Genomic DNA, 24760 nt, shown 5'->3' on the forward strand with positions numbered 1-24760 from the left:
GAGGTGTTTCTTGGAACTTGTGTTCCCCCGTGGGGTATTGAGGCTGGGCGCGCTCGTCCTCCGACTTGCGTCCACCTGCCTGACGAGGTGTCAAGGGTGCGAATTCGAGTCATTGACGAGCAGTGAGACCCCTCGAAATCCCGGGTTCCCGGCAGGTGTTGTCAGTGGCGACGTCTAGCTTTCAAAAGCGGCTTGGCAAAGCGGTTCAGTGCAGTCTCTCTCGCTGGTCTGCAATGCCGACGCCTCATGGTGTCGTCGTCTGCACTGGGGAGATGATGTTGCGTTCGCGGATGTGGTGGCAGGAGGTCGTACCGGGGGACTGGTATGTGTTCGGGACACCCGAGGGACTCGTGAAGGACCGCTATCTTGCGCTGCTGGCTGCCCTGGAGGAACTGTCCACCCGGGGGCCGATGGCGACGTTGTCCGACATCACCGTCCAGTTGAAGAGGGTCGGCTATCACGACCCACTACCGGAAGCTGAACTGCGCGACCTGCTGGACCAGTTGATGCAGTGGCAGTTCGCCGAACCGTTCCATGACTACGCGGCCCCGCTGCGCAGCCTGCAAGGCCTGTCGGCGCGCGAGGAGGCGTGGGCACTGACCCAACGAGGACGCGGAGTGGTGGCCGCCGTGCGTACCGCGGTCGTCGACGTCGTACGCGCCCTTCAGCTGCCCAGCCGTCTTCTGGACGGAGTCCAGGACACGCTGCGCGAGATCCTCGACCACCTGAAGGAGGACCACGGCCGGCTGCCGGGCGACCTGGAGAACGTGCGCACCCGCATCGACGAACTGCAGCGGGTGACCGCCGACTTCTACGCTGCACTGGCGAAGATGGTGCAGTCCGACGTCACGGACAACGACGTGTTCGGCGAGAACCGCGACCGCGTCGTGGAAGCCCTGCGCCAGTTCCCCCGCGAATACGGGCGCGGCCTCCCACGCGTCGAGAGGGCCCTCGCCGAGCTACGCACGGCCGGGTTCGCCCGCACGGTGGAATCCGCCGTCGAGCACGCCGGTCTCCTGGACGCCGCGGACCAGCAGCACTGGGTCGACGAACGCATCCGCCGCCTGAACGATCTGGAGGCCTGGTTCGAACCGGACGGCACGGTGCACCGGCTGATCGACTCGGCCAGCGGCGCCGTGCACACTCTGCTGGTCGCCATCGACCGCCGCTACATGGCCCGCCGGCGTGGCAGCGACCTGGGTGTCGATTTCAGAGCCCTCGCCTACAGCCTGTACCGCCAGCCGGACGACACCGAGGCCCGCCGCGTGTACGCGGCCGCCTTTGGGGACTGGCCCGCCTGGCACGCGGTCATCGGCGCCGCCGAGGAGGACGTCGCCCACGGCACTCCCGCCCAGTCCGGCGCCGGCCGTCACCAGGTCGAGGTGACCTTGCGGGAACACGAGCGGCACGGGCGCACCACGGGGCGCCCCCGCAAAGTGCCCGACACCACCGCCGACCGGACCGCGGCCCACGCCCAGGCACAAGCAGCCGCACAGCGTCGCCGCCATTTGGCCGCGCTGCTGGCCACCGACGGCGAGGTCGGCCTCGAATACCTTGGCCGACTGCCGTTCGAGGCGGCGCTGATTCTGCTCAACGCCGTCGAGGTCGCGCTCAACCAGTACCACCCGCAGGACGACGTGGGGCGGGCCACCGTCGACGAGGCCGGCCTGGACGTCACGGTCAGGCCCGGCCGGCCCGACACCACGGTCACCGTCGAACTGGCCGAAGGACGCCTGTCCGGGCCCGACCTTCGACTGTCGGTCACCCCCCAAAACCACACATCCTCTCCCCGCCGCCCAGCCGAGCAGACGGCAGGGCCCAACTGGAGCGTGGCATGAACGACACCCTGCTGCTCGACGCCGACCTGCGCGCGAGCGCCCGCCTCCTCAACGCGACCGGCCGCCTCACCATCGAAGACGATCCCGAGCACTACCGGGTGGCCCTGCAGGGCCACCCGGCCCTGGCGGAGTTCTTCCGCACCGAACTGAACTGGACCCTGGAGGTCCACAAGGTCGCCGGTCTGATCCGCCTGCACAAACGCCGCCACGATGTACCGGCCGACCGAGGCCCGAGGCTGGTGCGGGAGAAGCAGCCGCTGGCCGGCACCCTGGTCATGATCCTCGTCTGCCTGGCCTGCGAACAGCTGTGGCGCCGCCCGCGCATGAGCGTGCGCGAACTCATGCAGGCCATCGCCCAGGTCTGCGCGGCCGACACCACCGACGGGCGCCTGCCTCGATTCCCGGTCGTCGCCACCGACGACGTCAGCAAGAAAGAAGCGCGCCACAACCGCCAAAGCCTGGCCGACGCCCTGAAGATCCTCGTCGCGGAAGGCACCATCACCGTCGACGCCGACCTCGACCGCGCCCTTGCCGACGAAAACGGCGACCTCGTCGTCACAGCCTCCCGAGACCGCCTCGCCACCAAATTCTCCTCCCTGTCACCCACCCTCCTGCAACTCGACGACGTGCCGCCGGACCAGCACGCCGCCGCCCTGTCCGCCGAATCTCTCCTGGACCACACCGCCCACACCGCAGGTGATGCCCCCACGCTGGAGCAAAGGCGCCTGAACGCAATCCGCCGCCTGGTCGACGATCCCGCCACCGACCCTCTCGACGACGACACCGACACCACCCCCTACCTGCACACGCTGACCGGACGCGAACGCGCCCTCAACGCCGTCGCCGCCCTCGGACTCACCGCAACCGTGCGCCGCGACTGGTGGCAGGTCACCGACCCCAGCGGCCAGTCCAGCAGCATCGACTTTCCCAACGGCCGCCGCACCGAACGCCAGGCAGCCCTCGCCCTGTTGGCCACCCTCCCCGTCCGCGAAGACCCCACCGCACCGCTGCCCCTCACCGACATCGCGGAACTGTTCACCCAGCTACGCGCCAACCAGCCCCGCTGGGCAGCCACCTACGACCGCATGCCCGCACTGGCCCGCGCCGCGGCCGCCGAACTGACCAGCGTCGGCCTACTCACCCCCGACCCCGCCCACCCCGATACCTGGCTGCCCACACCCGGCGTCCACCTGTGGCGCATCCGCGTCCGCCAGCCCACCCCGCCCCCCTCACCAGCCGCCACCCCGGACTCCGGCCCGGCGCCATCCCTGTTCCCGCCGCCCGAGACGGCCCAGGCCGCCCCCACCCCCGATGCCGCGCACCAGGCTCGCCGAGGAGACGACGGATGAAACCCACCGAGCACCCCACCTCACACCTGAGCCTGACAGCCGACGAGCCGATCATCGGCACCCCCACCGCCGAGGGCCGCTGGCAGCCCACACGCGCCGGCATCGTCAACTCCTGGGCCTGGGCCAGCGAGCAGCTGTATTTCTCCGGCGGCTGGCTCGCCCTGGTCGGCCCCAACGGCTCCGGCAAGTCCCTGACCGCCTCCATGCTGATCACCGTCCTGCTGGACGCCGACACCTCCCAGACCGCCCTGTCGGTGTCCGGCAAAGCCGCAGGCACCCTCACCAGCCGCCACACCGACTTCAACGACCGCGAAGACCGCACCGGCATCTGGTGGCTGGAGTACGGGCTGCACGACCCGGCCGACGGCAGCACCCGGTACATGACCACCGGCCTGTGGCTGCGGGCCACCGCGGGCCACCTGCACCGCGCCTTCTTCCTCGCTCCCGGCCGAGTGGGCAGCGACCTGACCCTGGAACAGGAACGCGAGCCCGTCGCCTTGGACGCGCTCGCCGGACAACTGTCTGCCTGCCAGGGCCAGATGTTCACCGACTCCAAAGCCCTGCGCGGCTCTCTGAAACAACTCACCCCTCAAGACGAGCGCTCTTACCGCCACACGGTGCGCACCCGTCTGTTCGCCCCGCTCAACGAGGTCCAGTTCGAGGCACTGCTCGCCGTCCTGCGCTCCCTGCGCAGCGTGCGCACAGCCGAAGCCATTTCCCCCACCCGGATGCGGCAGGTCCTCACCGACGCCCTGCCCGCCCTCGACACCGACAACCTCACCCAGGTCGCCGAGGCGATGGAACGCATCTCCGAACTCGAAAACAAACTGGAGCGCACCCGCCAGGAAGCCAAACTCCTGGACGGCACCGACCGCAGCTACCGCCGCTATCTGCGCACCGTGGCCCAGGTGGAAGCCGCCGCCCTGACCGCAGCCAACACCGAGTTCGACGACCATGCCCGCAGCCTCAAGAAGGCCACCGACCAGCTGGCCACGGCCCGGCAGGCATCCCAGGACGCAGCTGAGGAGCATGCCCGCGCGCAGGGCGACATCTCCCGCACCCGGGGGCAGCTGTCCGCGGACGATGCACTGCTGAGTGAACACGCCGGGGCCGAACTGCCCCACCACGAGGAACGTGCCCGCGACCTCGCCGCCCAGGCCCACGCCGCCGCCAAGCGCGCGCAAACGGCCGGCACCGACACCGGCGAGGCCGACCGCAAGGCCGTCGACAGCCGAAACGACGCCCGGGCCGCCCAGGCCCAACTCACCCGTCTCGCCGGGGACCTGCGTACCACTGCCACCGCTCTGGGAGCGCAGGCCGCTTGCGAGCAGCTCATGGCGACATCCGAAGCCCTCGCGCAAGCCCGCCACGCTGCCGACACCGCGCTCGACGCAGCGTGGTTGTGCAGCCACCCGCTGGCCTGGGCGGAAGACCACCAGCGCCAGATCCAGGCCGTCGACCGGGCCCTGCGCACCTACCAGCACATGCAGGACAACCAGCGCACCGCCACAGACGAACAGCGTGCCGCTGAGGATGCAGAACACGCACACCGTGAGGCGGCCGGTCAGGCCTCCAGCGACCGCCGGCACGCGGAGGAGGAGCTCTCCGCCCGCCTCGGCGCCTGGCAGGTGGCGGCGCAGCTGCTCGGACCGCTGCCGTCGTACCTGACCGAACCGGCGGAGGCCGAGGAACGCACCGACACCCGCCGGCTCACCGCCTGGCTTGCGTCCGCCTCTGCCGCGGCCCGCACCCGCATCGACCTGTCCGGGCACCAGCAGCAAGCGGCCGCCGACGCCGCTCTCGCCCACGCCACAGCCCGCACCGCAGGCCAGGCCCGCACCGACCACGCCGCAGCCAAAGAGACCGCAGACGAGGCCGGTGCCGGGCACGAAGCCGCCGTGCAACAGGCACGCGCCGAGGCGGAAGCCGACGAGGCCCGCCGGACCCAGGCCCGCCGAGCCCACCAGCAGACCCGCCGCGACGCCCGGGCAGCGCTCGATGCAGCCGAACGGGCCCACGCCGAGGCCGATGCGGCAGCCCTTCAGGCGGTTCGCGACTGGCTGGGCCGCGTGCACGGATGGCGAGACGACCTCACTCATCTGTCCGCCGCCGACCTTCCCCTGCCCCAGGTGACCGCACCGGCAGCCGACCTGAACCTGCTGCGGCCCGCCGACCTCACCCTGGCGGTGGTGCGTGCACACGCCCAGGCCACACCGCGCCTCCAACGCCAGGCAGAGCAAGCGGCCCGGCAGGTCCAGGCCGCGACCGAAACCGTCACCGCCCTCACCGAAGACCTGCACGAGGCGCAGCAGGCCGCACCCGTCCCGGCCCCTCCGGCCTGGCGCACCCGCACCGAGGGGGACGGCGTCCCGCTGTGGGCACTCGTCGACTTCGCCCCCGGCCTGAGCGCCGCCGACGCCGACCGCATCGAAGGCGCCCTCCTCGTTTCAGGCCTCCTGGACGCCCTGGTCACCTCGGACGGCCGGGTGTGCGACGGCGATCTCACCTTCACCCCCACCACCCCTGCCCAGGGACACACCCTGGCCAACCTGCTGGTCGTCGAGGACACCCCCGCCATCGACACCACCCGAGTACGCGAAACCCTCGCCGCCATCCCGCTGGACGCCCCCGGCAGCGACCCGGCAACCGGCCGGCTGGCCAACGGCGTCCTCACCGCCAGCGCCCCAGCCGGATACCGAGCCGCCTTCATCGGCCGCACCACCCGGGAGAGGACACGGCAACAGCGTGTCAGGCGCCTCGAAGCCGACCTGGCCGCCGCCCACCGCACCCTCCAAGAAGCCGAAGAACACCTGGCGCGCCGCCACCAGGAAATCGCCGACGCCGCCGCCGAACGCGACAGCCTCCCGCCTGCCGACCGTGTCGACGCCGCCCGCGACCAGGCCGCCGACCAGCGCGCGGCCGCCGAAGCCGCCAAGCACAGCACCACCGCGGCGCTGACCGAAGCCGACCGGGCTCTGGAACGCGTCCTGGTCGAACTCGAGGCAACCGAGGACGCTCGCACCGCCGCCGTCGCCACTGCTGCCCTCACCCACGAACACGCCCGGCACAATGAGGCCCGCGCCGCCGAAGCCGCCCAAGCCGCCGCAGATGCCGCAGCCGAGCAGGAGGCTGCCGCCCAGGCCAGCGCAGACGCACGGGCCCGCGCCGCAGCGGACCAGCAGGCCGCCGACACCGAACACGAAAACTTCCCGCACCAGGCCATCGAAGCCGTCGAGGCAGCGCACATGGCGGAGAACGCAGCCGAGCAGGACCTGAACCGAGCACGCGCCGAAGCCGTCAAGGCCGCAGCCCGCCACGAGGACGCCTCCAAAGCCGTCAGCGAGGCACTGCGCGTACTCAACCGCGCAGCAGCCCTTCCCACAGGCGACATGCTGCGCACCGAAGCAGACCATCTCGACGCCCGCCGGGAAACGGTCGCTCAACTCGTGGGCCACATCCAGGCCTGGGCTCCGGCCGCCCAGCGGGTCGCCGAACTGCTCGCACGGGCCGATGGCGACCACCAGGAAGCCGCCGAGCGCCGCACACGCCACGCCCAGGCCGAACAGGAAGCCGCCCAGGCCCAGCGCCGCGCCGAGGAGGAAGCCGCAACGGTTGCCGAAATGCGCGCTCTGCACGGCGCCCAGTACCAAGAGCTCCTGGCCCACCGGGACGCCACCGCCGAGAGGCTACGGCAGGCCGAAGAGCGTGCCGAGCAATGCCGCATCCGCCAGCAGGAAGCCGACGGGCAAGCCATCGCAGCCGAGGCCACACTGACGATGATCGCCCCGCAGCGGGAAGCCGCCGAGAAGAACCGCGACGCCTGCACGGCCCGCCTCGCCCGCCTGGCCGAGGAGCGTCTCGCCGTCGTCCCCGACGACCTGCCCACCACCGGCCCCGGCCTCCCCGCCAACCTCACCGCGGGCCTGGCCTGGGCCAGGCGCCTGCTGGCTGACGCCCCCGGCGGCACCGACCGCCGCACCGTCCTGGAACGGCAGCGCGACCGCGACCTGGCCCTGCTGGAAACCGCCGCCCGCAAGGCCAGCACCGACTTGGCCGGCTTCGACCGGCAGGTCACGCTGGTGGGCATCGAAGACACCCCCTGGCGGCGTGCCGTCGTCGCCGACCCCGCCGCGGTGCGAGGCCAAGACGTCCCCACCACCGTCCAGGACCTCAAAGCCACCGCCGCCCAGCTCGAGGACGACCTGCGCGCCGACATCAAGCAGGTCCTCAAGACAAGCCTGTTCACCCGCCTGCAGCGCGACATCCAGCTGCGCCGGCAAGCAGCCGCCGACCTGGTCGCCCAAATCCACGACACCCTCAAAGACGTCCGCACGGGCGTGGCCCACGTCGGCGTCCAAGTCGAATGGGACGTCCGCGACACCCCCGAGGCCCACCGCATGGTGGACCTCATCGGCAAGCCGCCCTCCGACGACACCTTCGAGCAGATGTACGACGCGCTGCGCCAGCGCATGAACGAAAAGGCCGGCGAGCCCTGGGCCGAACGCGTCGCCCACACCTTCGACTACCGCAGCTGGTACGACTGGACCATCTCCGTCACCCACGCCTCCTTCGAGGCCGCCGGCAAGGAGAAGTTCCGCGAAATCACCGCCCGCTCCAACCCGCTGGAAGCCCTCTCCACCGGTGAGAGGCGCCTGGCCACCATGCTGCCCCTGCTCGCGGCCGCCTGGTCGATGTACTCCGCCCCCGGCTACGCCGGCCCCCGCCTGCTATCCATCGACGAGATCGACGCAGCCTTCGACGAACGCAACCTGCGCCAGGTCCTGGCCCTGCTGCGATCCTGGGACTTCGACGTCCTGGCCACCGCCCCGTTCATGACCCCCATGATCAAACGGGAGACCCAGCGCGCCATGGTCCACGAGGTCGTCACCGCCGGCCGACGCCGCATCACCGTCCCCTGGCTATGGCACGGCCACGGCGAACCCCAGCCCCTCACTCTCGACGTGACGGCTGCGCAGCCCCAGGACACTCCATGACCGCCGATCACGCCCTCCTCGCCGCCGACCCGGAACTCGCCCCGCTGTGGCAGGCCATCCACGACCGCCTTAGCGCCGGCAGCACCCCGGCCGACATCGCCACCGTCACCGTGCCCGGCCTGACGCCCGGCGCGGTGGCCGCCCTGAAGGCATGGCTCGACACATCCGCCCAGCGCCGACGAGGCCGCACGCGCGTCCCTCACACCGACCGCGGCGTCAAAGTGCCGCTGCCCCCGCTCCTGGACACTCTCGGCCTCACCCCGGACACCCTGCAGTCCTTGGTCGAGAAGGCCGTGGGCCGCGCAGTCGTCAACCGCAGGCACGACCGCCTCGCCACCGCCGAACTGCGCCAAGAACTGATCCGCTATGCCCAGGAGCAACTGCCGCACCTGCCCCGGCTACGGGCCCGGCTCACCTCAGGAGCCGCTGAAGAAACCGTTCCCGAGATGCGCCGTCTCATCGACGCCCTCGCCTCCCTCACCCGCCGCCTTCCCCACACGCCGCCCCGGGCCCTGGCCAAACTCGCCCACGACCACGCCGGCGACCCGCACTACTTCGATCCCGTAACCGGGCCCGGACAGCGCCTCATTACCGCTCTCGCCGAGCTCGCAGACCGCCCGGAACCCACCCGCCCCGACCACATACGCGCCCTGCTGGCCAGCCACGGCATCATCGCCGACCGTCTCTCCGCCACCGTCCTGCTCCACCAGGTCAGAGCTCTCGGCGACGGCCCCATCGACCGCCGCCTCAACGAGGCCACCACCCCCGTCGCCCTCAACCTCCTGGATCTCACCCGCACTCCGCCCCGGCTGGCTCCGCATCCGTTGACCGTCGTCGAGAACCCCTCCGTCCTCGAGGCCGCGATGGAGTGCGTCAGCCCCCAGCCCATGGCCTGCACCAGCGGCCAGCTCCGGGCCGTCGACCACGCCCTGCTCCAACTGGCATTCGACCAGGGCATACCCCTGCGTTACGCAGGAGACCTGGATGCCGCAGGCCTGCACATCGCCGCCACCGTGCAGCAGACCTACGGAGCCGTGCTTGTCGCCATGGACACCGCACTCGTGCGTGCAGCAGGCGACCGGCCGTCTGTCATCCCGCTCGGCCCTCTCCCGAGCAGTTGTGATCCCGAGCTGGCCGCCCAGCTGCAGGAAACAGGACGCGTCCTCTATCAGGAGCACGACGAAGTACTCACGCGCCTCCTTGACCTGACTTCTTCAGAACGGGGAGCCTGGCAGTCCGTCTCCCGAGAGGCGGGGGAGTGAGGCCGGTGCGCTGATGACAGAGAGTGCCAGCCTTTGTGGCACGCAGTGCCACCGAGGAAGCCGCGACGCGTCCGCCACAGCCGTCGGACGCATATGTTTGGCACAAGGTTCACCTATTTTGAGTCATTCTGATGGCTAGCCGCATATCTCCCTGGCAAACGCCCCTCTCGCCGTGCACAGACCGTTACGATGGTCGCATCATTTCCCTGACGCCGAGTCAGCATTGCAACTCGGTAGAGGCGTTCACGCCGCAGGAACAACACACGCCCGTCGGATCCGACGCGGCGCGGACATGCGGTTGACGCTCAGTTGCTGGGCGTCTGCTTAAGGATCTACGGGGTGGGGTATGTCGGGCGAATTCGCTCAACTCGTGGTTGACGAGACCATCTTTCACCTGGTCCCGACGCGCAGGCGGAACGACCCGGTACCAGCGCAAATTCAGCTCAGCGAAGCTGTGTGCCAGCTCAGCGAGGACGTGCGCGGCAAGATCCAGGCCAACTTCCGCGGCGCGCTCGCATCCCACGGGCGCCCGGTCGTAGAAGAGCTCGAAGCCAAGAAGTCGAACCTGCCGGACCGCGTCTACGAGTACCTCGCCGAGCAGCGTGACCTGGTCAGCGTCTCCACCGACCTGGCCGAGCTCCTCTTCGAGAGCCAGCGCGGCAACAGCCCCGCCGGGCTGCTCCTCGTGGCCTCAGCGAGGCTTGCCGGCAAGAGGGCACTGCTCATCGTGAAACTGGAGCAGGAGGGCGGGTTCCGGGTCGAGGAGGTCCTCGTCGACGGCAAACGCACCTTCGACATGAACTACTTCGCCAACCTCCTGATGACCGAGCATAACAAGATCTACAAGGCCGCCTTGTTCTGCGTCGACGGCATCCCCGAAGACGGCCCCATCGAGGGGTGGGCAGCCGACAAGCAGCTGGGCGGCAAGATGGCACAGTTCTGGCTGCAGGCCTTCCTCGGCTGCCGGCAGAAGGAAGACCCCAAGCGCGTCACCCAGAAATTCCACGAGGCGGCAGTCGACTGGGTCGACCAAAAGGTCGACGACCCCGAGAAGAGCGTCGCCTATCTGATGGCCGTCCTGGTCGAGCTCCGCTCCAACACCCCCGCCCTCAACCCGACCACCTTCGCTGCCAATCATCTCGACCTGCATGACCAGGACAGCTTCCTCACCTACCTGGCCAGCAAGGACGTCCCCACGGGCAGCTTCGACAAGGACACCGAACGGGTTGCTCCGCGCCTCAGCGAGCTGCAAATCGGCTTCAAGAGCGGCATCTCCATCGTCGCACCCGTTAACCGGGTACGCGAGGACATCAGGATCGAAGATCACTCCGACGGCACCTCCACGGTCACCGTCAAAGGCAAGATCACCTCCACGCGCAGCCACTACAGCCCCCGCAGACCCGACGTCCCGCACACAGACGGCCAAGCACCCGGGGCGGACAAAACCGGGTGAGCGCAGTCAACGAAGCATTCCACCGATACCAGGATGAACTACCCAGCATCCGCAAAGCAGCACAGCTCACCGCCGCCCTCTTGCGACGCAAGGCCGCCCGCGCCCACATCACCTGCGAAGTAACCCACCGGGCCAAGGAGATCGGCAGCTTCGTCACCAAGGCATACCACAAGAAATACGCCGACCCCTGGACGCAAATCACAGATAAAGCAGGCGTCCGCATCACCGTCCAGCACCACGGCTTCCTTGACCAGGCCCTCAGGGTCGTCAAGGACAACCTGACACTGGTCGAAGACCCCCAGGACTACCGAGAACAAGACGACGTTGAAGGCCAGTACACGCTGCAGTACCCCCGCCTGCACGCCCAAGTCCTCGCCGCCGGCGACCTCACCGACGGCGACGGCCAACCCTACGAGTGCGAGATCCAAATCCGCACCGAAGCAACCGACTTGTGGGCTCGCATGTCCCACCGGCTGCTCTACAAAACAGGCACCACCGACGTACCTCGCGATGTCAGTAGGTCGCTGTACCGTTTGATCGCCCTGGTCGAACTGTACGACCTCGAGGTCGAACGGGGGGTAGACGTCTTGGCACAGCACCCTGACTTCACCCGCACCAACCGACTCCTGGACAAAGCAGAGTTCCTGTACCGCACGTTCACCGAGCACGAGTACCGGCGCGACCTGTCCGAAGACATCATCGACGTCCTGATCGAGACCGTCGAGAACGAGCCCGACTATCCCAACAGGCTGGCCCAGTTCACCGAACAGTACCGGCAACAGCTCGAAGCGGCCTACCGCGACTACGGTCCTACCAGCGCGCTCTTCCTCAAACACGGCCGCTACATACTGGCCAGCCAACCGGAAAGCCTCATCATTTTCGAACGCCTCACCGCCGCCAAAATGTTGTTACGCGGCGTGTGGTACGACGAACTACCCGAAACCATGCTCAGCGACATGGCAGAGATCTGGAGCGTCCATCTGTGACCCGACCGCCGCAGCCCGAAACCTCCGCGGTCGTAGCCGCCACCGCCATGTTCGTCGAAGTCCTCGTCATCGGCATCGGCTTCCTCACCGGCCTGGGCATCCTCGCCGCAGCCCTCGCCGGCCCCGACAACAGCCGCCAGCTCGCACCTGCAGCAGGCACCCCTCTCGCAGCCGGCGCAGCCCTCGCCTTCGCCTACGCGCTAGGCATCCTCATCGACCGCGCCGCCGACACCGCCCTCGCCCCAGCACGCCGACGACTGCGGACCCAGTCCTTCCCAACCTCAACCGCCTACGCCCAGGCCCGCCTCAAGCTCACCGAAATCCCCGCGCTAGCCGCACGCGCCGACTACGCCCGCTCCCGCCTGAGAATCTGCCGCGGCTGGATCCTCGACAGCATCCTGCTCACCCTGGCCACCGACCTCGCCCTGTGGCGCTACCCGGTCGAACACCAGCCCCTGCTCCTCAGCGCGACCACCATCCTCGGCGCCCTCGCCACCTTCGGCTTCTACCTGTCGTGGCACAGCATCACCGCAACCGGCTACCGCAAACTGGCCATCCAGACCACGCATACCCCCACGCCGACCGTGCCCCCCCAGCCCCCGACCCCTGCACCACAGAGCCACTGACCGGCACACACAAGTGCACGCCATACGCCAGGCGAATGCAGAGACCGCCGTGACAGCGGGGGAGAACTGACAGAATCGGACAACGCTTCCGCTCCCCTGGCCGGCCGCGCACGCCCGGAGAACCCATGCCCACGCCCACCCCCCAGGCGCCCGACCCCCAGCCGCTGACGGCACGCCGCAGACAGCGCAAACCGCTTGCACTACACGAGGACCAGGAAGAGGCCCTCTGCAGCATCCTGAAACACCTGCGCCGGCCTGGCACCCGCGGGCTGTACGTGGCGGCCACCGGCACCGGCAAGACCCTCGTCGCCAGCCGCGCAGCCCATCAGCTGGCACGCCGCCTGCTGTTCGTAGTTCCCACCCTCGACCTTGCCGCACAGACCGCGCTCGCCCTGCGCGACGACGACCACCGCGAGCCCGTCGTTATCGTCTCCTCCATGGATGCGGCCGCCCACGACACCCTGGTCGAAGCACACGTCGCCTCCGTCACCGACTACCACCTCCTAGCCTCCCTGCTCGCAGCAGTCGGCACCGGCCCAAACGAACTGCCCGGCCTGGCAGTGGTGTGCACCTACGACTCCCTAAACAAGATCGAACAAACCCAGAAGACGCGCTACGACGTCCCGCCGTTCGACCTGGCGGTTATGGACGAGGCGCACCGGATCGCGGGCCGCTCGGACAAGAAGTGGGCGATCGTCAACGACGCGCAGCGCATCCACGCCGACCGCCGCCTCTACATGACCGCCACGCCCCGCATCTTCGCCGCGCCGGAGCTGGCGGAGTCCGCCGACCTTACCCGCCCGCGCCGCCGCCCGCAGGGGCCGGAGGTGGATGCGTTCGCCAATTCCATGGACAACGAGCAGGTGTACGGCAAGAAGGTCGTCGAATATCCCCTCGCGACCGCGGTCGCCGACGGGCGGGCTGCGGACTACCGCATCGTGGTCCCGACCCTGACCGACACCGACCTGCGCCGCCGTCTGAACCTGCCCACCCCCGGCACCACCACCGGCGGCACCGCTGGCGAGGAGGCGAAGGACGACGGTGCGCTGCGCACCACGGCCCTGCACCTGTCCGTGCTGCGCGCCATGACCGAGCACGGCCTGAAGAAGGTGCTGGTCTACTTCAACCTGGTCTCCGACGCCCGCCGCTTCGCCCGCGAACTGCCCCATACCCTGCGCCTGCTGGCCAAGACCGACCCCGGCCTCGTCCCCGGCGTCGACCCGCAGCTGTTCTTCGCCCACGGCGAGCACACCCCTGCCCAGCGCGCCGGCATCTTCGCCGCCTTCGCCGCCGCCGACGTCGCGATCCTCGCGAACTCGCGTCTGATCGCGGAAGGCGTCGACATCCCATCCGTCGACGCGGTCGTCTTCGCCGACCCCACCCGCAGCGTGATTCGCTGCGTCCAGGCCCTCGGCCGCGCCCTGCGCCTGGACGTCTCCGGCAAGACCGCCAGCCTCATCGTCCCCGTCTACATCCCGCCCGGCGCCGAGGCGGAGAACATCCTCGGCAGCGCGTATGAGCCGGTGTGGGCGATCGCCTGCGCGCTGGCCAGCCACGACCACCGCATCCTCGAACGCCTCCCCGACAAGGCCAACCGCCTGCCGAAGGAGACCAGCCAGGTCATCGCCCGGCGCTGGCACTTCGACTTCACCGTCCACCCCGAGCGCATCGCCCAGGCGATGGACCTCACCTCCTTCGACCCCCGCGACCCGGCCGTCTCCCGCTCCCGCCGCCTAGGGCTGGCCGCCGCCCGCTCCTTCCGCGACGAGTACGGCCACCTCGACGTCCCCGCCGACCACACCGACCCCACCGGCTACCGGCTCGGCACCTTCATCACCACCATGCGCGACGCCCGCACCGCCGGCCGCCTCGAAGCCGACTGGATCGCCGAACTCGACGCGCTCGGCATGATCTGGGACAAGCACGACGCCGCCTGGCGCGCCCGCCTCGCCGCGGCCGCCGACTACCACCGCGCCCACGGCCACCTCGCCGCCCCCGCCACCACCCCCGTCGGCGCCTGGCTCGCCGAACAACGCCACCTCGCCACCAAGGGCGAACTCGACACCGCCCGCGCCGAGGCTCTCACCGCCCTTGCCCCCGACTGGCGCCTGCCGCACGGAGCGGACTGGCACCGCAAGTACCACCTGCTGCGCGCCCACCTCGCCTCCGGCGCCGACCCCGCCGCCCTGACCCGCGACACCGTCCTCGCCGGCGTGAAGATCGGCTCCTGGCTGGGGCGCCAGCTCGCCGCCTGGTCGGCTCTCGCCGACGGCCAGCGGCAGCTGATGACCGCGCTCGGCCTCACCCCGGAGGCGAACCCGCTGGCTCACGCCCGCCGTACCCGCCGCACCTTCGAGGAGACCGTCCAGCTGCTGGAGCTTTTCCTGCATCGCGAGGGCCGCATTCCTTCCGCCCGGGAGACGGTCCGCGTGGACGGCGACACCGTCAAGCTCGGCGCCTGGCTGGCCAAGGCCCGCCACCGGCACCGCGCCGACCAGCTCCCGGACCATCACGTACGCCTGGTCGCCGCCCTGTTCGAGGGGGACTGGACGGCCGAGGACGCCGTCCCCGCCGTCCTGGTGTAGGTCCTGTCCCCGCTGGTGTGCGGGAAGTCTTCTGCGGCGTCTCGGCCGCTCGCAGTTGCGTCGACGTCGTGGGCGGACACCGTCATCGACCGCTGCGAAATGTGGCCTGAAAGCGCTGTGCCGATCAGCTTTCCAGTCGTGTACTACTGGGCATCAATAGTGCTGTAGCTAGGTACAGCACTTGAGTTGATGGGGGAGAGCACGTTGGTCTACGACATTCGTCCGCTCGCTAACGGGCTGCGGACGGACCACCCGGTCCCCGGTCTGCCGTTCGTCGACGACTCGCACCTGCCGCTCGACGACGGCCCCGAAGCCATCGAGGCGGTCGGCCGCAACAAGGGCGAAGGCATGTGGGGCCGCTGCGACACCTCCCACGAGGGAGGCTGGCTGGCCTTCACCACCGACCCGATCGCCCACCACCTGGGCTGGGCCGTGCGCCACCACCCCGAGCACGGCCGCACCGTCCTCCTGCTCCGCGACGAGGACACCGCAAGCCTGCACACCTACTGGTCCGGCGCACCGCTGCTGTTCCGGGCCGGCGGATACTGGTGGGACGGCGACACCTGGTACCGGCCCGGCCAGATCTGGGACCCGGTCACCGAGGACTACGCACGCCACACGGCACGCGCCACCGCCACCGTCCACGCCGCCGACATGCTCGACGGCCACGCCCACCCCGACCGCGCCCACCTGCACAAGGTCGCCACCTTCGACCCGGCCACCGCCACGCCGCAGAACTGGATCGACGACCTGACCCGGTGGGCGCAGCGCCACCAAAAGCAGGACGATCCCCTGCCGCTGGAGAAGTGCGTCGTCGACCTGGCCAGTCCCGAACTCGCCGGAGACCGGCTGCTCGGCGTGCCCGAGATGGCCGCACTCGGCGGCATCACGGCCTCCACCCTGCGCGGCTACATCTCCCGCGGCGAGAACGACATCCCCCTGCCCCAGGCGATTGTCGGCGGCCGCGCCCAGTGGTCCCGCCCGGTCGCCGAAGACTGGACCGAAGCCCGGCGCCGCTCCTCCGAAGGGCTGAAGGAGGCCATGTCGGCCGGCGACCGCCACCATCTCGCTCCAGGAGCGGCCCAGATCCGCGACCGGCTCAGCGAGACATTCTTCCGCTACCTGTGGAAGCGCCCCGACATCCGCAAACGCTGGTCCCTGCGCCACCGCAACGAGCCGAACGTGCGGGAAGTGGCCGACCAACTCGCCTTCGACGTCGCCGACAACCTCCGGCAGATCATCCCCACCGACGCCCTCGGCCCGACCATCCGCCACGCCGTCCTGGAGGACTTCACCACCTCGCTGCGCACCGCCAAACGCCGGGGCGGTGAACTCAAGGGCTTCGACCTCATGCTGTCGCTGCCCCTGGCGAAGATGGTCAGCTGGTTCATCCAGCACTTCCCGACCTCGGCCCAGTGGTACCTCGGCGAGATCATGAGCGAGGCGGACCGGCAACTCGACATCCCTGCTCCGGTGTCCGGCGAAGCGCTACGGCGGTCCGCGATCACGAACGGGGACCTCGACGCCCAGGCCGCGAAAGAGTTCTTCTCCCGTCTGGAGCCGAGGGAACCGGAGAGCTGAGACCACCAGCGGACACCGGGGGAGAGGTGTGGCAGTTAGGGCGCAGGAGCGTCCCGAGCCTGCACGGCCCGCCCTGTGAGGTGTCCGTGTACCGCACGGGGGATGGACGCCATGCGTTCGTTCCGGTGCGGCAGCAACGTCCGAGAGGCCCTCCAGACGGAGCCCCGCCCGCTCGCGGGCGGGGCTCCGTCTGGAGAGCCGAGGCGGTAACACCCCTCAGCCACACCCCTCGGGACCGCCCGATCCGCTCCTCACCCCTGCCGGTCATCGCGGATCCAGAACACGGACAACCCGCCACCTCCATCCCCGCCGGGTGGTCCACAACAGCCCACGCCCTGCGGCGAGCCGGGGAGGCCATAACTCCCCTTCGACCAATTGGCGTTGTCAGTGCCGCGCCGTAGGGTGCCGGGCATGGCCCGTTCCTGGACACGACTGCATGAGCACCTCGGGGCTGCGCCCGGCCCGTTGGACTTCGACATGGTCGCCAAGGCTGCTGCCGACCGGCTGGCTGAGTCCGACGACCTGGACTGGAAGGAACAGCTTCCCCGGTCCCCGGTCGAGGGACGCTGGAACGAACTGGCCAAGGACGTCGCCGCGATGGCCAACACCCGCGGCGGCCTGATCATCTGCGGCGTGCGGGACGCCACGTGCGAGCTGGTCGGCATCGACCCGGAGAAGGTGAACGTCGAGCAGTACGCCCAGTGGGTCCGCAACCACGTCCAGCCCTACCTGCCCGACCTCACGTTCACGGTCCTCACCTCGGCCGACGGCGCCACGAGCGTGCTCGTGGCCGACGCCCCAGCCAGCCCCATGGCCCCGCACCTCGTCTACGGCACCGCCGCCAAGGACAAGGACCAGCAGGCCGCCGTCGCCCCCTACCGCGACCGCGACCACACCGCCTGGATGACCGAGCACCAACTCGAACGCGTCTACCGCGACCGTTTCACCCGCGCCCAGCGCGCCGAGGACGAAGCACACCGCCTGCTCGCCCACGCCCAAGAGACGGTATCCGACCAGCACATCGAGCCGGCCGCCTACTTCGTCGCCCTGGCCCGCCCCGAGCGCCCGCTGCCGCGCACCGTCCCCGCCTGACCCGCGAAGAGACCACCGCCGTCGCCGAGGCCGCCCGCCGCCGGGGCCGTGACCCGATACGGCCCGGCCCCCTGACCAGTCTGGAGGTCGTCACGGGCAACCCGCGGCCCGGACTGCGCCGCTGGGTCCTCAGCACTCTCCTTCTGCCGGGTGCCCGCGAGGTCCACGCCGAGCTGCACCACGACGGGACCGTGCTGCTGGCCGCCAACGTCTCCTGGAACGCCGCACGCAACCTCGCCACCGACGCCATACCCGACGCGCGCGTCGCGGTGTCCGAGGACTTCATCGGCGCCTGCTGCCGCGACCTGTGCACCCTCGCCTGGGAACTGGCCCGCCGGCTGCGGGTGGACAGCGCGCTGCAGCTGACCGCAACCCTCACCGCCGTCGCTCCCTCTCCCACGACGCCGCCGCCCGCCCTGGTCCCGGTCGTCACCGGCTTCGGCGGCTTCACCGAGGTCCCAGACCACGCCCGCCACCCCCGCCGGATTCAGCCCGTCACCGCCACACTGACCCCGCTCGACGAGGCCGAAGCCCTGCAGGAGACCGCACAAGAACTGTTCACCGACGTGATGAACCAGTTCGGCCTCGACCCGCAGCTCTGAGCCCCCAGACGCTCGCCCCCACCCCTGACGAAATGAGCAGGCCCCACCGTGTTCCAGGACACCCCCATCTACAGCCGCCTCATCACCGAGCACGGCGACGTCCCCGCCCAGGTGCGTGGTGAAGCCGACCGCATACACCGTCACCTGACACAGGTCATGCGCCTGCCCGCCCCGCACGGCGTACCCAGCCCGGGGCCGGCCCTGTCGCAGGCCGCCCCGGCACCGGGACCCGGCAGGCCGGCCGCCGCGCCGTGACCCCGGCAGGCCGCCCGTCGTTGTCCCGGCTGGTGCCGCCCCTTGCCCGCGCTGTGACGGTGCCCGGCTGAGTGCCGCGTCAGCCCACGACTGACGCGGACGGGTAGGCCCCAGACGCGCCGGTCACTCACAGCGCCCCGCCCGTGGTGGCGTACGCCACCCAGCAGGCGCCGGATCGTGGGACCGGCCATAAGGGACGGCACGGCCATGACCTCCACCCACCCGCGCAAGCGGCCCTAGCGGCGCAGCGAGATCCCCCACGGCCCGCACCAGGACGCGGGCCTGCAGCAGATCCGCGACACCCTGCCGCCCGCGCCCGGTGGGCGACGATGCCACCGGAACTCCTGGCGCTGGTCACCCATCACTGCCGTCGCATCAACGCCTACCTCGCTCGCGCCCAGCACCTGCAGACCCTGCACGGCGACAGCATGAAGCAGTGGCAGCGCCTGGTCCTGTACGCCCTGACCGACGCCCTCGCCGCCTACCTCCAGCGCCAGGACCTCGACGCCGACCTGCTGCGCCGCTACCTGCAATCCCCAGACCCCGACCGCTACATCACCCGCGAGGCCGTCCAGCACCTCGACGGCCTCACCGGCGCCGTACCCGAAGAAGCGGCCGAGCCGGTCTGGACCACCGTCGGCCGGCACATCGCCCGCGACGGCAGCTGACGCCGGACCGGGCCGCCCAGGCTTGTTCCGGGCGAGGGATTCACTGCTGCCCGCGGTTGGTACGCGAGACGTTCGCTCGGGGACGGGGCCTGCAGCGCCTGGGCGGTGCCGCAGGACGTCAGGTGGCGCGATGTGCGAGTGCTGGGGGTGGCGGTAAGGGGACGCTGAGGAACTCGGCGTCGTCGGCGTCGTCGGCGTCGTCGGCGGCGAAGAGCAGGCTGGAAGAGAACCAGACGGGATCCACGCCCGCGGGCAGGGCGGCGCCGTTGCGCCGGACGCGTTCAGCGAGAACATAGGTGAGGCCGATGGTGAGGGCGGTCTCGACGCTGCCGGCGGACAGGGAGTCGAGCAGGTTCCTGAACCGGGGGCTGATCTTGTCGGTGTAGTGGGCCATCCGGGGCGGGGGCGCAGGGGTCACGCGTGCACCCCGGACGGCGGTGAAGAGGTTGTAGGCCTCCGCGTACAGCCGCTGCTCGGCCGGGCTGACGCCGCAGGCAGTCAGAAACGTCACGAGTTGCTCGAGGCTGGCCGGCAGGCCCTTGCGGTGCACGATCCGCCAGGCGGTGGTGGGCGGCAGCGGCGGCCGGTGGGGGACTCTGCGGCTGAGTTCCCGCAGGGAGGGGGCACCGGCCCGCTCGTACGCAGCGGCCAGCGCGGCGCCGAGGTCGTCCTTGGTGTGGATGAGCGCGGGTTTGGGTGCGTTGAGAGAGGGGAGCCGCCCGCGCAGCCCGGTGCGGCCGCGGTTGCGCAGCAGCCGGGCCCGGGTCTGGTCGGGCGCGCTGGCCCGGCACGCTCGCAGGTAGGCGTCGAGGACGGTGGGGGAGGGCGCAGCAGAGCCGGACTCGGCGCGCTGGACGGTGCCGCGGGAGATGTTGGCGGACTCGGCTAGGGCGCGCTGGGTCAGCCGCGCGGCCTTGCGTAGGCGGACGAGGTGCTCGGCGAGGGCCGCGAAGGGGTCGTCCGGGATGCTGGCGGGGGCAGAACGGGTCACGGCTTCCCCCTACCTGCCCGCGGAGGACCGCACCGCGGCCTCGATGAGGATCGTCATCAGTCGGCGGCCGCCGCCGGCCGCGGTGAGAGTGGCCGCGCCGATCGCCCCCAAGCCGCCCAACAGCGTAAAGATGATGCTGAGCTGTTTGCCGGCGAGGAACAGGCCAGTGCCCAGTACCAGGACGGCGACCAGCAGGATCAGCGCGTGCGTAGGGCCGAAGCGTCCGGCGGCGCCACAGCTGCACGCCGGAGCCGGAGCCGGAGCCGGGGCCGGGCCGGCCGGGCGGGGAACAGGGAGGTCGCTCATGGTGCGGGGGTGTCCATCCTGACGGGGCCCGCCGACGAACACGTCGGGGACCGGGCTACTGGTCGCAAGGTGGCGCAGTCCAGGGGCAGTTGGCCCTGCCCCAGAGTGTGGGCTGCGCGGGCTCACAGCCTTCCACGCCCGAGCTGCGCGCCGCTCACCCTCGTGAGGGCTTTGCCGGATATGCGGCATCCTGGCCCCGGTGGTGTTCCGCATCCGCCGAACAATCCGTAAAGCACCTGTCCCGCGAAAGCGGGCCTGTTGACCACGACGTGAACGGCTGCTGCGCCCGCGGCGGCCCACTGTTTGTTCCAGCGGACTTGCGGCCAAGACCCCTTCAACAAGACGCTGCTCCTCGTACGCCACCAACAGCTACAGGTGGCCTCCTGACGGCTCCCGGTCGCAAGCCCAAACCCGCTTCAGGACCTCGGCAGACGCGTTGGCCCGCGCCCGCCGACACAGAAGCCGGCACCCTCCACGGTGCCGGCTTCCGCGCTACCCCCTGGGACTCGCCGCTCCTGGACCAGGCACGCACGGCCAGCACCCACGCGGCCTCCTACCCGCCGACAGCTCCGGTCGACTGCGTACGCCCGCCCCACCCTCCCGCAGGCGCGGTGGACCGAAAGCGGCATGTCGACCGACTAATGGTGCAGGCCCGGGCCCGAACGCCAGTGCCGCAAGTCCTGAATGTCAGTGCTGCGCCGTACGGTTGTGACTCATGAACTTTCAGTACATACCTCCGGTTCCGGCGGAGCAGGTCCGGCTGCTGCCCACGCGGGATGTCGCCCTCCTTCTTCTGCAGCACCTCGCCAGTGGTGCCGGATATCTCCAGTACGCGAGCGTCATGAACTCCGCGCGGCAGGCGTTCCTGGAAGAGCCGGATGTGAACGCGCTCGTGAACCGGCTGTCCGATGCCTGGTGCTGGCTGGAGGGGCAGGCGCTGCTGACGCGCGAGCCCAGCCAGTCCGAGGCGTTCCGTCGGATCTCCCGCGACGGTATGGACCTGGCGAAGGATCCGCAGGGCATCAAGCGGTTCGAGGCCCGCGAACGACTGTCGGGTCCCCTCCACCCGGCTCTGGAAGACACGGTACGCACCAACTTCGACCTGGGTGACTACGAGACGGCGTGCTTCGCAGCGGTGAAAGCGGTCGAGGTCGCCGTCCGCGACGCCTCCGGACTCGACAACTCCCTGGTCGGCGTGAAGCTGATGCGGGAAGCGTTCCGACCGCACGAGAACGGCAAGACCGGCGGCGCCCTTGCCGACGCGGAAGCCGAAGGCGGCGAACAGACGGCCACCGCCAACCTGTTCGCCGGCGCCATGGGCGCCTACAAGAACCCCGCCAGCCACCGCACCGTCGACTTCGACGACCCCATCGAGGCAGCAGAGATCATCCAGTTCGCCGACCTGCTGCTGCGCCAGGTCGAACGCGCCAAGCGCCGCCAGCTTGCGGCAACGACATAAAAATCCGTACGTGATGCCCGAGCGAGGCTGGGCCTCCTGGTCAGGTGCCGGGTCGCACGGGAATTCCCGTGCCGGGACGTTCGGCGCGCAGACCCACCCCGGTCCGCCTGCTACCCCCGGTCCGCCTGCTACCCCCGGCCCGCACTCGCGCCGGCCCGGACCTGGCCTCCTGATGCCGGGTCCGGGCTGGCGGGTGCGGTATTCCCTGTCTCTTCCGGGTACGCCGCACCGAGGTCGCGGCCGCGTTCGAGGCGACGGCCACCAGCTGGGTCGGACGCGCGTGGTCAAGACCCAGCATCCCGAGCTGTCGGGCCAGAGTGCGGCAGGCGCGGGGTGGGCCGCACTCACCCAGGCCGAGAAGAACCTGGAGGCTGTCCGGCAGCGCGGTCGCCCGGTGCGGTGGGCAGGGCACGGAGTGCGATGTCGTACGCCATCGTGCCGAGGGCGAGGACTACGAGCGGCCACACGAGCGGGGACCCGGCCGGGACGGTGCCGTAGACCAGAGCCGTGCCGACGCTGCCGGTGCCAAGGACCGCGGTGCAGGCTGGAAGGCGCGGCAGGGCGAACCGCAGCACCACCTCCCGTCGCCGGACCGGGCGGGCTGAGATGAGGTGGCGGGCGCTCATCGCCCGCTCACAGTGCCCGTCTCGGCCTGTGAAGAGCGGCCGGTGATGCGCGCAGCGAGCTTCTTCACCTTCCGGCGGACCTTATTGCCCTGACGCTCCGGCTCCGCAGCACCGGCGACCATGGCCGCTTCGGCCCAGGTGACGACCCCGGGACAGCCGAGGGCGAGCATCACCGTCCGCTCGTCCGGGGAGAGGGCCTCCAGGATCTCGGCCAGGCGCGGGTTGTCGAGGACGGCCTCGATCCCGGTGTCGGCGGCGGCCTGTGCGGGGATCAGGTCGTACAGGGTCAGTCCGTCGCCGAGCGGGGTGTCGAGCAGCAGCAGCCGCTCCTGGGCGGTCTTGCGGCGCCATACCGGGGTGAGCTGCCGGTGGATGACGCTGGCCTCTGACTTCAGCTTGCGCAGGGCGTCAGGGGTGAGGCGGCCCTGGTCGAAGAGAGAATCCGCCCAGTTGCCGAGCAAGGCGGTGGAGACCGGCTCATTCCATCCGCTCCACCTCCCCAGCACATCCGATGTGAAGGAGCGGATGGTGGATCCGTCGCCGCCGAGGGCGGCCTCGCGGGCGCTCAGTGCCTGGATCACGTCGGGGACTGGGATGTTCAAAGTCCGGAACCCGGACTCGATGGTCTGGTTGGCCGGGTGGCCGGCCTTGAGTACCGCCATGCCGGTGGTGGTGGTGATCATCATGGGAGGGGCGACACGGTCGAACGGCTCCGGCAGCCCGAACGTGCCGTCCACGTCGAGAGCGACGCTTCCGTCCTCCCGGAGGGTCGCGGTATCGCCGTTGTTCTCGCTCCAGTGGGCCGGGAACAAGGCCGTGACCCCCGCGCCGCGATTCGAGAAGTAGTTGAACTGGCTGATCCGCTCCGCCAGATCGGTGTGGACGGAGTCGTCGTCCTCGACCATGGTGTAACTGGGTGTCTGGTCTTCGGTGGCCATGGGCGTCTCCTTGTCGGGAACAATCCTTCTCCTCTCGGTCCCGGCACGGACCCGATCCGACACCGCGTCCCCGATCTATTTTGTGATCTGAATCACAGCGCCCGAGATGCTCAAGGCCCGGTACATCTCCAGTACCCGGGGCGTTGGCCCGTTCCCGGCGACGGGTGCCCGGTGGACGCGGAAGGCCCCCTCCCGGCCGGCACGAGACCGTCCCGGCACGCCGCGGCATTTAGCCCGCCCGCGGTACGACCCCATGAGCCGCCCGGCGGCCGCGTACCACGCGTCCTGCCCTTCCTCGCCCGCCCCGGCCGCGCTGCGCGCGAACTCCACCAGCCGCTGCGACGCCGAGCGCTGCAGCGCCCACACCAGGGGCTCACGCACGGCGGCCACCGGCGGCTCCGGCACCCGGGCCGTCCCCGGCCGCACCGGCGGCGTCCCGGCCTCGGCGAACCACGCCAGCATGGCCGGCCGCTGGTCACGCCCCTGCCGAAGATGCCGGGCCAGCGCCGCCGCCTCACGACCAGGGTGCGCCTGCTCCCGCCTCGTGGCGGCGCCTCGTCTCCGCAGCGCTCCTCGCCGGGGCCGTCCGCCACCTCGGGGCCTTCTGGCCGGCCTCGCAGTGACCTGGCAGCACGACTGGCATCCCCGATACCCGCCTGACACACACACGCTGAGGTGATGTCAGGCGGGTACGGCTGCACAGAGATTGAGCACCCCTCCGTGCTCCCACCCGACACACCACAGACCCGTCCACCGCAATCTCCCGCTCAGGGAGGCACATACCCAAACCCGGATTCATCCAAAGTTCTGAGACGAAGGAAACAACCAATCGACCAACCCAGATCTACCCTTGTAGCCAGCCGCCCGCGCATGCGGGCCAAGTCCGGGAGCGCAGCGGACGGACTCTCAAGAGTCCTTCCAGGAGCGCAGCGACGAAGGAGTCGCCGGCTCGGAGCGTAAGCGGAGAGCCGGAAGACCATCACCCCAACGTGCGGATCCAGCGAAAATTCTCACGGAAGGAAACACGGCTCGGAGCGCAGCGCAGAGCCCACTCCTCGCAACGCGAGGAGCGGCATCACTCCGAACTCCCGCGCGCAGCGCGGGAGTTCTTTTGGAGCCTGCGAAGCAGGCTCTTACCCGCTCCGCGGG

Annotated in this window: 17 protein-coding genes; 14 read left to right on the forward strand and 3 right to left on the reverse strand. The window is 70.2% G+C overall.

Annotated features, from left to right (window positions below):
* Positions 1 to 272: 272 nt before the first annotated feature.
* The 13 genes from ACZ3KJ_RS25405 (at position 273) to ACZ3KJ_RS25465 (ending at position 19291) form a co-directional block, all read left to right on the forward strand.
* The gene (locus ACZ3KJ_RS25405; protein WP_467530275.1) at positions 273 to 1838 is read left to right on the forward strand and encodes a DUF2397 family protein; all 1566 of its coding nucleotides are present in this window, start codon (positions 273 to 275) and stop codon (positions 1836 to 1838) included.
* Entirely contained in the window at positions 1835 to 3187 is a 1353-nt protein-coding gene (locus ACZ3KJ_RS25410) for a DUF2398 family protein (RefSeq protein WP_467530277.1), read from the forward strand. Before ACZ3KJ_RS25405 ends, ACZ3KJ_RS25410 begins: the two co-directional genes overlap by 4 nt.
* On the forward strand, positions 3184 to 8181 hold the full coding sequence (locus tag ACZ3KJ_RS25415; RefSeq protein WP_467530278.1) for an SbcC/MukB-like Walker B domain-containing protein: 4998 nt from the start codon (positions 3184 to 3186) through the stop codon (positions 8179 to 8181). The genes ACZ3KJ_RS25410 and ACZ3KJ_RS25415 overlap by 4 nt, the downstream gene beginning before the upstream one ends.
* Positions 8178 to 9443 carry a DUF2399 domain-containing protein gene (locus ACZ3KJ_RS25420; RefSeq protein ID WP_467530280.1) on the forward strand — a complete coding sequence of 422 codons (1266 nt, stop codon included), beginning with the start codon at positions 8178 to 8180 and terminating at the stop codon, positions 9441 to 9443. Before ACZ3KJ_RS25415 ends, ACZ3KJ_RS25420 begins: the two co-directional genes overlap by 4 nt.
* Before the next feature lie 370 nt (positions 9444 to 9813).
* Positions 9814 to 10896: a nucleoid-associated protein gene (locus tag ACZ3KJ_RS25425; protein WP_467530281.1), complete on the forward strand. Its 1083-nt coding sequence runs from the start codon at positions 9814 to 9816 to the stop codon at positions 10894 to 10896.
* On the forward strand, positions 10893 to 11882 hold the full coding sequence (locus ACZ3KJ_RS25430) for a hypothetical protein (protein WP_467530282.1): 990 nt from the start codon (positions 10893 to 10895) through the stop codon (positions 11880 to 11882). Before ACZ3KJ_RS25425 ends, ACZ3KJ_RS25430 begins: the two co-directional genes overlap by 4 nt.
* A complete protein-coding gene (locus tag ACZ3KJ_RS25435; RefSeq protein WP_467530283.1) occupies positions 11879 to 12508 on the forward strand; it encodes a hypothetical protein in 630 nt (209 codons plus the stop codon). The genes ACZ3KJ_RS25430 and ACZ3KJ_RS25435 overlap by 4 nt, the downstream gene beginning before the upstream one ends.
* 125 nt (positions 12509 to 12633) lie before the next feature.
* Positions 12634 to 15093, forward strand: coding sequence for a helicase associated domain-containing protein (locus ACZ3KJ_RS25440; RefSeq protein ID WP_467530285.1), 2460 nt, complete (start codon positions 12634 to 12636; stop codon positions 15091 to 15093).
* Between the two features lie 204 nt (positions 15094 to 15297).
* On the forward strand, positions 15298 to 16674 hold the full coding sequence (locus tag ACZ3KJ_RS25445; protein WP_467530286.1) for a helix-turn-helix transcriptional regulator: 1377 nt from the start codon (positions 15298 to 15300) through the stop codon (positions 16672 to 16674).
* Between the two features lie 411 nt (positions 16675 to 17085).
* The gene (locus ACZ3KJ_RS25450; protein WP_467530288.1) at positions 17086 to 17766 is read left to right on the forward strand and encodes an AlbA family DNA-binding domain-containing protein; all 681 of its coding nucleotides are present in this window, start codon (positions 17086 to 17088) and stop codon (positions 17764 to 17766) included.
* Between the two features lie 191 nt (positions 17767 to 17957).
* Entirely contained in the window at positions 17958 to 18368 is a 411-nt protein-coding gene (locus ACZ3KJ_RS25455; RefSeq protein WP_467530289.1) for a hypothetical protein, read from the forward strand.
* Positions 18369 to 18416: 48 nt separating this feature from the next.
* Complete coding sequence (locus ACZ3KJ_RS25460) at positions 18417 to 18623, forward strand: hypothetical protein (protein ID WP_467530290.1); 207 nt, start codon at positions 18417 to 18419, stop codon at positions 18621 to 18623.
* Positions 18624 to 18952: 329 nt separating this feature from the next.
* Positions 18953 to 19291: a hypothetical protein gene (locus tag ACZ3KJ_RS25465; protein WP_467530291.1), complete on the forward strand. Its 339-nt coding sequence runs from the start codon at positions 18953 to 18955 to the stop codon at positions 19289 to 19291.
* A gap of 118 nt (positions 19292 to 19409) precedes the next feature.
* Here the strand turns inward: ACZ3KJ_RS25465 and ACZ3KJ_RS25470 are convergent, their stop codons facing one another.
* Both ACZ3KJ_RS25470 and ACZ3KJ_RS25475 read right to left on the reverse strand, forming a co-directional pair.
* Positions 19410 to 20282 (reverse strand): helix-turn-helix domain-containing protein, encoded by an 873-nt coding sequence (locus ACZ3KJ_RS25470; RefSeq protein ID WP_467530292.1) that lies wholly within the window; start codon positions 20280 to 20282, stop codon positions 19410 to 19412.
* Between the two features lie 9 nt (positions 20283 to 20291).
* Positions 20292 to 20588 (reverse strand): hypothetical protein, encoded by a 297-nt coding sequence (locus ACZ3KJ_RS25475; protein ID WP_467530293.1) that lies wholly within the window; start codon positions 20586 to 20588, stop codon positions 20292 to 20294.
* Positions 20589 to 21303: 715 nt separating this feature from the next.
* Here ACZ3KJ_RS25475 and ACZ3KJ_RS25480 point away from each other — a divergent pair.
* A complete protein-coding gene (locus ACZ3KJ_RS25480) occupies positions 21304 to 22047 on the forward strand; it encodes a TIGR02391 family protein (RefSeq protein WP_467530294.1) in 744 nt (247 codons plus the stop codon).
* Between the two features lie 622 nt (positions 22048 to 22669).
* Here the strand turns inward: ACZ3KJ_RS25480 and ACZ3KJ_RS25485 are convergent.
* Positions 22670 to 23611, reverse strand: a complete 942-nt coding sequence (locus tag ACZ3KJ_RS25485) for a hypothetical protein (RefSeq protein WP_467530295.1) — start codon at positions 23609 to 23611, stop codon at positions 22670 to 22672.
* Positions 23612 to 24760 lie beyond the last annotated feature (1149 nt).

The sequence above is a fragment of the Streptomyces sp. NPDC003248 genome, assembly GCF_055563235.1.

Bases quoted from the DNA above. Each gene is read 5' to 3' on its own strand.
- ACZ3KJ_RS25405 (WP_467530275.1), top strand. From the start codon at position 273: ATGATGTTGCGTTCGCGGATGTGGTGGCAGGAGGTCGTACCGGGGGAC.
- ACZ3KJ_RS25410 (WP_467530277.1), top strand. From the start codon at position 1,835: ATGAACGACACCCTGCTGCTCGACGCCGACCTGCGCGCGAGCGCCCGC.
- ACZ3KJ_RS25415 (WP_467530278.1), top strand. From the start codon at position 3,184: ATGAAACCCACCGAGCACCCCACCTCACACCTGAGCCTGACAGCCGAC.
- ACZ3KJ_RS25420 (WP_467530280.1), top strand. From the start codon at position 8,178: ATGACCGCCGATCACGCCCTCCTCGCCGCCGACCCGGAACTCGCCCCG.
- ACZ3KJ_RS25440 (WP_467530285.1), top strand. From the start codon at position 12,634: ATGCCCACGCCCACCCCCCAGGCGCCCGACCCCCAGCCGCTGACGGCA.
- ACZ3KJ_RS25450 (WP_467530288.1), top strand. From the start codon at position 17,086: ATGGCCCGTTCCTGGACACGACTGCATGAGCACCTCGGGGCTGCGCCC.
- ACZ3KJ_RS25465 (WP_467530291.1), top strand. From the start codon at position 18,953: ATGCCACCGGAACTCCTGGCGCTGGTCACCCATCACTGCCGTCGCATC.
- ACZ3KJ_RS25475 (WP_467530293.1), bottom strand. From the start codon at position 20,588: ATGAGCGACCTCCCTGTTCCCCGCCCGGCCGGCCCGGCCCCGGCTCCG.
- ACZ3KJ_RS25480 (WP_467530294.1), top strand. From the start codon at position 21,304: ATGAACTTTCAGTACATACCTCCGGTTCCGGCGGAGCAGGTCCGGCTG.
- ACZ3KJ_RS25485 (WP_467530295.1), bottom strand. From the start codon at position 23,611: ATGGCCACCGAAGACCAGACACCCAGTTACACCATGGTCGAGGACGAC.